An 8,030-nucleotide genomic window follows, 5' to 3' on the forward strand; every position below is an offset into this window, starting at 1 on the left:
CTTCATAGAGTCGCCGGCCGGCCGGAGCCGTCCGACCGGGCCGGCGACCTTCCCAGGATGGCGGTGACCGCGCAGAGCTCGACTCATGGCAGTCTGCAAGTGACCACCATGGATCGCCCTTTCCGCTGACATGGCCCTGGGCCGCGGGACGCAGCACGTACCCGGGAAGCCTTGTCTCCGGGCTGCTCTGCCCTGTTGAGTGGAGCGGGTGCGAAGGCTCAGGGCCGTGGGTAGCCTCGGTTCTCCGACTTGGTCAGGAGGCCAAGCCTGGCGCGAGCCGCCCAGTAGGTGCGCCAGCGTTCGGACTGGTTTCGGTCAACGAACCGCCCAAGCCCGTGAGCAGTGGACGGGGTTAGCTTGATTGCTTCCCAGCCGGTCTCGGCGGCGCCGAATCCATCGGCGATCTGAGCGAACGACGGCCCTTGGAAGTAGCTCACGGCAGTGTCGTTGGTCCGCAGCGGAACGCCTGAAAGGTCTGAGACGAAGGTCTCTTGAGCGAGGCGCGACTCGAAGTAGGCCGTCGTCAGGTCGTCGATCTCGACGCGCATCACGTTATGGACCTGCGAACGGAGGCTGGGGGTCTGCAGGCACGATCGGTAGGAGAAGTCGATCACGCTGCCGTCCGTGCGGACCACCTCGAATCCTGGGTGTGGACCCATGAACGGTGGAGCAACCCGGATGCTGGCTACCCCAACGCCAATCTTCTGTTCCGCCTCATGATGCATGTCGAGGAGGTCCCGGACTAGATCGAACTCATCACCGCTCAGCGCGGTTCCCACAGGGTGTTTGTGCAGTACCGCGCGCACGGCGTCGCCAGCAGCCGCTTTCGTCCGGTACTCACGTTGCCCGATCCAAAACTTAGCCATGTGATCGACCTTCTGATCTAGTCCCTGTCTGACGTTGTTCCGTGGGGCAATGTGGCCCGCCGACTGGGCCAGCGCGTTGGGGTGCATCCTGCCAACCATGGCCCAGCGACTGGCAGCGATGGAGGAGATGTGACGATCTGTTCGCACTGTGATAGGGAGCGGGCCGGTCCATCTGATGGTGAGTTGACTTCGGGACCTGGACGGGACCACACGCTCCGCATCGCGTGGCACGAAAGAGGCCCAGCTGCGCTCATGGGAGCGCCGTCACGTGCTCTTGACCTGCGGAATCGTCCTGTGCGGCCACTGGGGGTCAAGGGGTGAAGCCTCAGGGCAGGATCTGGGCTAGATCCACAGACTCAGAGGGCGAGTAGCGGCCGCAGGAACGGCGGCGCCAGCAAGGCAGCGCGCTCCCGGCCATCGGCGTCCGCCGCTGCCAGGGCCTCGTTCACGCCGCGCGCCTGGAACAGCAGGCCGAGCGCGGAGGCGGCCTGCTGGCTCGGTGTCGGATCCGGTTCCAGCAGCCCATCACGCAGCAACAGCGTGGTGAAGCCCACGAGTACGCCCATCGTCCACTCGCGAGCGGCTTCTCCCGGCTCGCCTGTCGCGATCTCCGCCTCCACCGCGCTGCACAAGCGGTCAGCCCATGGAGCGATGGAGCCGGCCGCTGTCCAGGCCGCATGGAGTTCATCGAGCGGAGCGTCGAGGGCGAGCGAGTACACGTGGTTGAGCACGCTGGACTCGGGCAGTCCCGGGAGCCGGTGTGCTGGCTGGTGCCGTAGTGCTGCGAGTGGGTCGTCCTCGTTGTTCTCGATGAGGTAGGCGCCGGGGTTGGGCATGTCGGAGCCGAGATAGCTCCGGGCAGCCCGTCCGACCGTCTCCCTGCTGACGCCGTCCGCCCCCTGTGTGATCCCGATTGCGGCGTGGAATATAACCCCGGCATTGTCCAGGTGCTCAGCGTCGGCGCCGGCGTCGAACCCCTGCGCGTACTCCCACAGTGGGGCCAGGGCGGGCATCCCACGCAGCGCCTTGTTGATCTTCTGAATCCGGCGGACCACCACAGTGACCCTATGGGCGCCACGGCTGGCGAGCCGGTCGGCGCCGTCTCCGATCCAGTCGTCTAGCTCTTGACCTTCGCGCAGCGGGCCCAGGTCCGCGATGAGGCCGCGGCCGAGTCTGGACACCTGGCGTGCGAGGACAGCCCGCACGGTGGCCTCCGGCACTGGCAGGCCGGCACCGAACGCCCCTAGGGCCAGATTTTCCCGGCTGCCACCGGGCCGCTGGTTCCGGCCGAGCCACACGACCAGGTCACCGACTGATGGGTCCGCCGCCGATGCGCTGCCCCCGCCGGCAACCCGGCCAGGGTATGAGCGGGGGTTGCCGGGAAGCAGCGGGTCGGGCCGGCTGCGCCAGCGCTCCAACTGTCGGGGGCGGACTTCGACGCCCAGGTCGGCGGCGTAGGCGATCAACTGGAGGTCGGCGATGCTGGGCGGAGTGCGGGACATGGCGGGCACCGTAGCGCCCCCGCCTGGTTTGAAGAACCCCCCGAGGTCATCTGGAAACTGAGTGCGCCTCGACTGATCACATGGGATCAGCGGGCGATCCGTCCCGCCAGATCTCGAACTGAAGTGAGGACACCGTGCACACGCTCAAGACGCTACTCCGATTGATCAAGGGGGCCAACCGTGGACAGGAACTGAAGGGCCAGCCGAAGGCGGACCGGTGGCTGAACCGCAGCGCCACTGCCCTTCAGGTGGCAGCCGCAGTAGCGCGGATTCTGCTCACGTTGCACAACTGGTGAGCAGTGTTGTTGGCGGCATAGCCCTCCTGCCCGACAACAACGGCCGACATCAACACCCACGGTCAGGGGTGCCACGTCGCGCTCATCGAGGTCTTGCTGCGCCAGCGACTCGATGGCACTGCCAGGACTCGTTGGCAGTGCATGGCCCTGGCGATGCGCCTGGGGGTCAAGGGGTCGCAGGTTCAAATCCTGTCGTCCCGACGTGAGTCGGAAGGGCCGTTGGCCGGGAGAAATCCCAGGTCGGCGGCCTTTTGCGTGACGTCCCGTCATTGAAGCGACCTGCCGGCGGATACTCCTAAATGATCTTGCTGGGGACCGGCTGGGGACCCGGATGTTCCCGGCGGACCCCGCGGGGCCGCTCCCGGGGCCGACCAGCCGAGGGCCCACCTGCCCCCTCCCGGCCAAAATTGCCCCAGGGAAAGCCGCAAGGACACCCTCCCCGGCACACTCCCGTGGTGATTTCCTACGCCCGCGCTACGAAGGGCCGAGCAAGAGGGGCCGCGGCCTGCCTTTCCTTCGCTTGGAATGCGTGCCCGTCCGCCGAGTTCGGCCTCACCAATCCGCCTCTGCGTCGTTGTCTACCTTCTACTAGAAGACTGATGAAGATCTTGGTGTGAGCTCGGCTGCCGCCGTCAGGCGGTGGCCGGGATGTGCCAGGTGGTGCCGTTGTGGGTGAGTCCGAGTTTGATCAGGGCCCGCAGGTTGAGGGCTGCGGCGCGGGTGTGGAGCCAGGCGTTGTTCTTGATCGTGCCGATGTGTCGTAGTCGACGGTTGCCGTGGGCGACGAGCCAGGCGACGGCACGTTCGACGGGTGGCCGCCAGCGCCGGTAGGCGGCCTGCCAGTCGCGGTCGGTGGCGGCATGGCGGCGGGCGGCGGCGAGCAGGTCGTGGTGCGAGCGGATGGTGACGATCCGCCCGGCCTTGGCGGTGCTGCACCGCTCGCGTAGCGGACAGCCGGTGCACTGGTCGGTGAACAGACAGCTCGAGGCCTCCCTTCTGCGCTGACAGCCACTCAGCAGATCCGGACGACCAGAGGCCATGACACCTCTGATCAGAGGCCCTCACACGCGCCACATCACGGTCTCGTCAACCTCGGGCGACGGGGCGCTCCGCGCGCTACCGTCGGATTCCTCCAGCCACCGCAGCGCGACTTGCTGTTCGCCCATCGCACTCGAAGCCAGTGGGGACTGAGCCGCTTGCCCTTCAAGCAGTCGTTACGCATCGTTCTGTCAGGCCTGATCGAGAGGGAGGTCCTCCGCCAGCGGAGCACCGGTGACGCGCTCGCGTTCACCCGCATCGGCGCTCTTCAACTGGCACTGCTCAAGCTGTTCCGCGAAGACGATCCCGATTGGCCAGGGCTGGCAGCGAACGTGAGCGTCACCTTCCGGAAGATGTGGGAGGAACAGCCGGATCGCCGGTTTCTGGACACGGCCATGTCGTACGCGCGCCGCGGTCTTGCGCGCGCGGGCCCCGGGCATCCGGACCGTGTGCTATGTCTGAACGCGCTCGGACTGGCGTCCCGGCAGTTGCTCGATGCGACGGGCGACGTTGCGGACATCAATGTCGCCGTGAGGTGTTTCGAGGAGCTTCTCGAGCTTCCACCCCCACATCAGGGGCTGCCCGACGACGGCGTGGTCCATTCGAACCTCGGACTGGCCTTTCGCGCGCGATTTCTGGCGACGAACCAGCGTGCCGACATCCGGCGAGCGGTCGTCAACCTCCGTGCCGCGGTGAACAGGACAGGCCCCAGCGACTTCAACCACGCCATGTATTTGTCGAACCTCGGTCTGGCCCTGGACACCCGCTTCATTCAGTTCGGCGAGGTGGAAGACCTCGCCGAGGCCATCGAAGTCACCGAACGTGCCGTGTCCCTTTCCGCCGACCGCCCGGCCCAACGTTCCGTCTACCAGGCCAACCTCGGCAGGTTCTACGCCCACCGGGCCGTGGTGACCTCGTATCCTGAGGATGCCGTGCGATCCCTCGATCTGACGTCGGCGGCGGTTGCCGGCGACGAGCATGCCCTCAGGACCGGTCGGGCACATCGCCTCGAGAGTGACAGACTTTCGCAGATCTACGAGTGGAACCTGACCGTCAGGGACCAGATGGAATCGGAGCTCGTCGACGACCTTGCGAACGACCTCGGGGTCGAACTCGACCCGAGATCCAGGCGGAACCGCCTCCTCGCCCTCGCCACCTTGGCCGGCGAGTACCCCGACCGGCCCCCGGGCTCGCCCAGCGACGTCCCCCGGCGGTCGATCGGATCACTCGATGACCTTCCCTACTCGGACGACACGGATCGGCTGGTGATGGAGACAACCAGGTCGCTGCTGTCCCCGACACCTGAATCCGACGCCGAGGTGGCCGCGTGGTGCGATGAGTTCGCCACGTCCAACGTCCGTCCACTGACTCGCATCGTGTTGGCACAGGGCAAGGCGGAGACCCGGGCCGCCGACGGCGAGTGGGGGCAGGCCGCGCGCTACCTCACCGCGGCGGTCGAACTCCTTCCTGCCCTCGTACGGCCGGGAACCGGAGTCGTAAGCCAGGAGGAAATGCTCAAGGAGATCGCCGGTCTCGCGTCGGACGCCGCCGCATCCATCCTCAAGGCTGCAGGTGAAGGCTGTGCCGAGCGAGCCCTGGCCGCACTGGAACAAGGCCGCACCGTGGTGTGGAACCAACGCCTCCTCGTCGACAGGATGATCGAGAATGTACGCCGCGCCGACCGGGCGGCAGCCCGGCGACTCGTGGAGGTGGGGCAAGAAATTCGGGAGCTGGCCGATCCGTCACGACCGTTCAACGGACACCGGACGGACCGCCGCTTCGAGCTGGCTGAGGAGTGGGACGGACTGACCCAGGCCGTGGAAAGCCTTCCGGCGGCGGTTTTCGGCGCGCCGGTCGATCTCCCCGAACTGCGGGCAGCTGCCGCGGGCGGTCCGATCGTCGTCTTCAACGTCAGCCGCTTTGGTAGCCACGCGCTGGTCGTCCGTACCGACGGGGTCACCTCGCTGCCGCTCCCCGAACTGTCCGCCGCCGGTGTGGCGGCGGAGGTGGTGAAGTACCTCGCGGCGGCGGAACGCATGGATGAGACACACGCGGCTCTCCTCGCGGAGCAGGCCGGGTTCGCGCGGGGCATCGGTGATCGTCATCGGGTCCATGCCGCACGTCAGAAGGCCCTTGCGGCGAGGACAGACCTGCACAGGAGGCTCGCCGAATGTACTGGCTGGCTGTGGGAGGCAGCTGTGCAGCCTGTGCTGCGTGAGCTGGGCCTCGAGGTGAGTGGACAAGGGGACGCGCTGCCACGGATCTGGCTCTGCCCGACCGGCCTGCTCGGTCTGCTTCCGCTGCACGCAGCCGGCCACTACGGTGCTCCCGACCGCCCTGATGTCTCCCTGCTCGACCACGCGGTGTGTTCCTACGCACCTACCGTCCGCACGTTGCTCTCAGCCCGGGCACACCTGCGGGCGGGCAACGACGCCGAGGACTCCATGCTCGTGGTCGCCATGCCGGAGACGCCGGATCAACCGCCTCTCCGCTCGGCTGATGCCGAGCGGACCTTCCTCTCCACGCTGCTCCCCGGCCGCTACACCGTTGTGGAGCCGCCGCATGTCACCCGGGAACGAGCCAGAGCGGAACTGAGCAGGCACCGCTTCGCGCACTTCAGCTGCCACGGCACTCAGGACCTCCTGGATCCGTCCCACGGTGGCCTGCTGCTCCAAGACGGCATGCTGACTGTTGCCGACATCAGCGAGGGCGTCTACCAGGGCAGGTTCGCCTTCCTCTCCGCCTGCAAGACCGCCACTGGCAGTGTCAATCTGTACGACGAGGCCAACACCCTTGCGGCCGTGCTTCATCTCGCGGGATACGAACAGGTCGTTGGGACCCTGTGGTCCGTTCTCGACGACACCGCGGTCACCGTCACCGAGGGCTTGTACGGTCGGATGACGCATCACGGCACCTTGTCCGCCGACGGCTCCGCGCGCGCACTGCACACAGTGATCCAGGAACTCCGCCAGAACAATCCGGGCGACCTCCTGTCGTGGATGCCCTTCGTCCACGTCGGTTTGTGACCTCGCACCTCCCCAAGACAAGGAAACCCGTGGAACCCGCCCAGACCGAGAATCCTCAGCCACTCCCGTACCAGGAGATGACCTCGCCCGACTATGCGCGCGTCGCCGCCGGCGACTTTCGCGCGGGACGCCCCATGGCTGGCGTGGTCGAACTCAAGGGCGTCTGCCCTCGATGCCGAGCCGTGATGGTCGTGACCCTGATCGACTCCGGCTTCAAAACCGCTCTGCCGCACCAGGGCGGTGCCGCCCAGCCGGAAGGACCCACCGGTCGTCGGATCGAGCCGATCATGTGCACCTGCGCCGAGGAGCACCCGCACCGTCCCGACGATCGCTTCGGATGCGGCGCCTACTGGAACTTCGAGCTCCGATGACAGACTCGTCCACAGCTCAGAACCTGACGATCGCCGCCGGGCCCGATGCCACGACCTCGGACCTGCTCGCCGCAGGCGAACGCGAGCGCCTCGTACGCTCGGAGCTCACACGGGTCCGGACGGCTGCGGTGGCGTGGCGCAACGCCCTCGGTGCGCCCTTCGTCGCACTCATCGGATTCGGCCTGGTCAAGGGGCGTTCCGATGTCTCGCTCATCGACCCTGTCTGGGCAGCCGCCGTCGGCGTCCTCCTGCTCGCCGCCTTTGGTAGTGGAGTCATCGCCGCACTCTCGCTGATCAGGGCCGCGAACGGACGGCCGAGGGTTGTTGAGGTGCGGGACCTCCTAGGCCATGCGGGAAGCATCGACCACGTGGAGGCTCTTCTCTCGGCCGCGGCCCTGCAGCGCGGCATCCGCTTGACCGTCGGATGCAGCGTGTTCGTGGCGGCGGCGCTCGGGTCAACCTGGTATGCCCCTGCTGCCAGGCCACCAGCGATCGAGTTCAACACACCGTCAGCCGGCCCCGTGTGCGGGGCCGTCCGACCGGCCGGCCAAGGAAGAGTGACGGTGAACACCGACAGCGGCACGGTCACCGTCCTACTCGCCGAGGTGACCTCCATGAGGGTGGTCGAGGTCTGCCCCACGAAGTGACCGGACCACCGTCCGACCGGGCCCGGCGATCTCTCGACCGGCACCGGAGTCCCGGAGGTGTCAGTGGCGTGGTCCGTGATCCACGGGACAGCGCAGCCACCTCAGTGACGGGACCGCGACGCCATAATCATCACCAACCAGCAGATCGCCCGGCACGCCGGCCTGCGCGATGCCGCGGCGGCTGCCCTAGATGATTGATTCCAAGGGATAGCTGCGCAGATGGCGCGAGAGTGTCCAGGCTCAGTTTGTGACGACCGAGATGGACACCCTCGCGACTGCACTCT

General features: G+C 67.1%; 7 protein-coding genes. 4 read left to right on the forward strand and 3 right to left on the reverse strand.

Annotation, left to right across the window (positions count from 1 at the left end):
- Positions 1–218 precede the first annotated feature (218 nt).
- Entirely contained in the window at positions 219–953 is a 735-nt protein-coding gene (locus tag IE98_RS0127615; protein WP_234443694.1) for a DCL family protein, read from the reverse strand.
- A gap of 269 nt (positions 954–1,222) precedes the next feature.
- Positions 1,223–2,368 (reverse strand): hypothetical protein, encoded by a 1,146-nt coding sequence (locus IE98_RS0127620; RefSeq protein WP_030273511.1) that lies wholly within the window; start codon positions 2,366–2,368, stop codon positions 1,223–1,225.
- 134 nt (positions 2,369–2,502) lie between these two features.
- Between IE98_RS0127620 and IE98_RS49445 the strand changes: the two genes are divergently transcribed.
- Positions 2,503–2,664 (forward strand): hypothetical protein, encoded by a 162-nt coding sequence (locus IE98_RS49445; RefSeq protein WP_159401086.1) that lies wholly within the window; start codon positions 2,503–2,505, stop codon positions 2,662–2,664.
- A 632-nt stretch (positions 2,665–3,296) separates the two neighbouring features.
- On the opposite strand, the gene IE98_RS0127625 is transcribed toward IE98_RS49445, so the two are convergent.
- Entirely contained in the window at positions 3,297–3,704 is a 408-nt protein-coding gene (locus IE98_RS0127625) for a transposase (protein ID WP_052391040.1), read from the reverse strand.
- Positions 3,705–3,860: 156 nt separating this feature from the next.
- On the opposite strand from IE98_RS0127625, the gene IE98_RS0127635 reads away from it, so the two are divergent.
- Genes IE98_RS0127635 through IE98_RS0127645 form a run of 3 tightly spaced genes read left to right on the forward strand, consistent with a single transcriptional unit; the run spans position 3,861 to position 7,746 of the window.
- Positions 3,861–6,728, forward strand: coding sequence for a CHAT domain-containing protein (locus tag IE98_RS0127635; RefSeq protein WP_030273514.1), 2,868 nt, complete (start codon positions 3,861–3,863; stop codon positions 6,726–6,728).
- Between the two features lie 29 nt (positions 6,729–6,757).
- Positions 6,758–7,099 (forward strand): hypothetical protein, encoded by a 342-nt coding sequence (locus IE98_RS49450; RefSeq protein ID WP_159401087.1) that lies wholly within the window; start codon positions 6,758–6,760, stop codon positions 7,097–7,099.
- Positions 7,096–7,746, forward strand: coding sequence for a hypothetical protein (locus IE98_RS0127645; protein WP_052391041.1), 651 nt, complete (start codon positions 7,096–7,098; stop codon positions 7,744–7,746). The genes IE98_RS49450 and IE98_RS0127645 overlap by 4 nt, the downstream gene beginning before the upstream one ends.
- Positions 7,747–8,030: the final 284 nt, after the last annotated feature.

The organism is Streptomyces sp. NRRL B-24484, from assembly GCF_000717715.1.
Lineage (GTDB): Bacteria > Actinomycetota > Actinomycetes > Streptomycetales > Streptomycetaceae > Kitasatospora.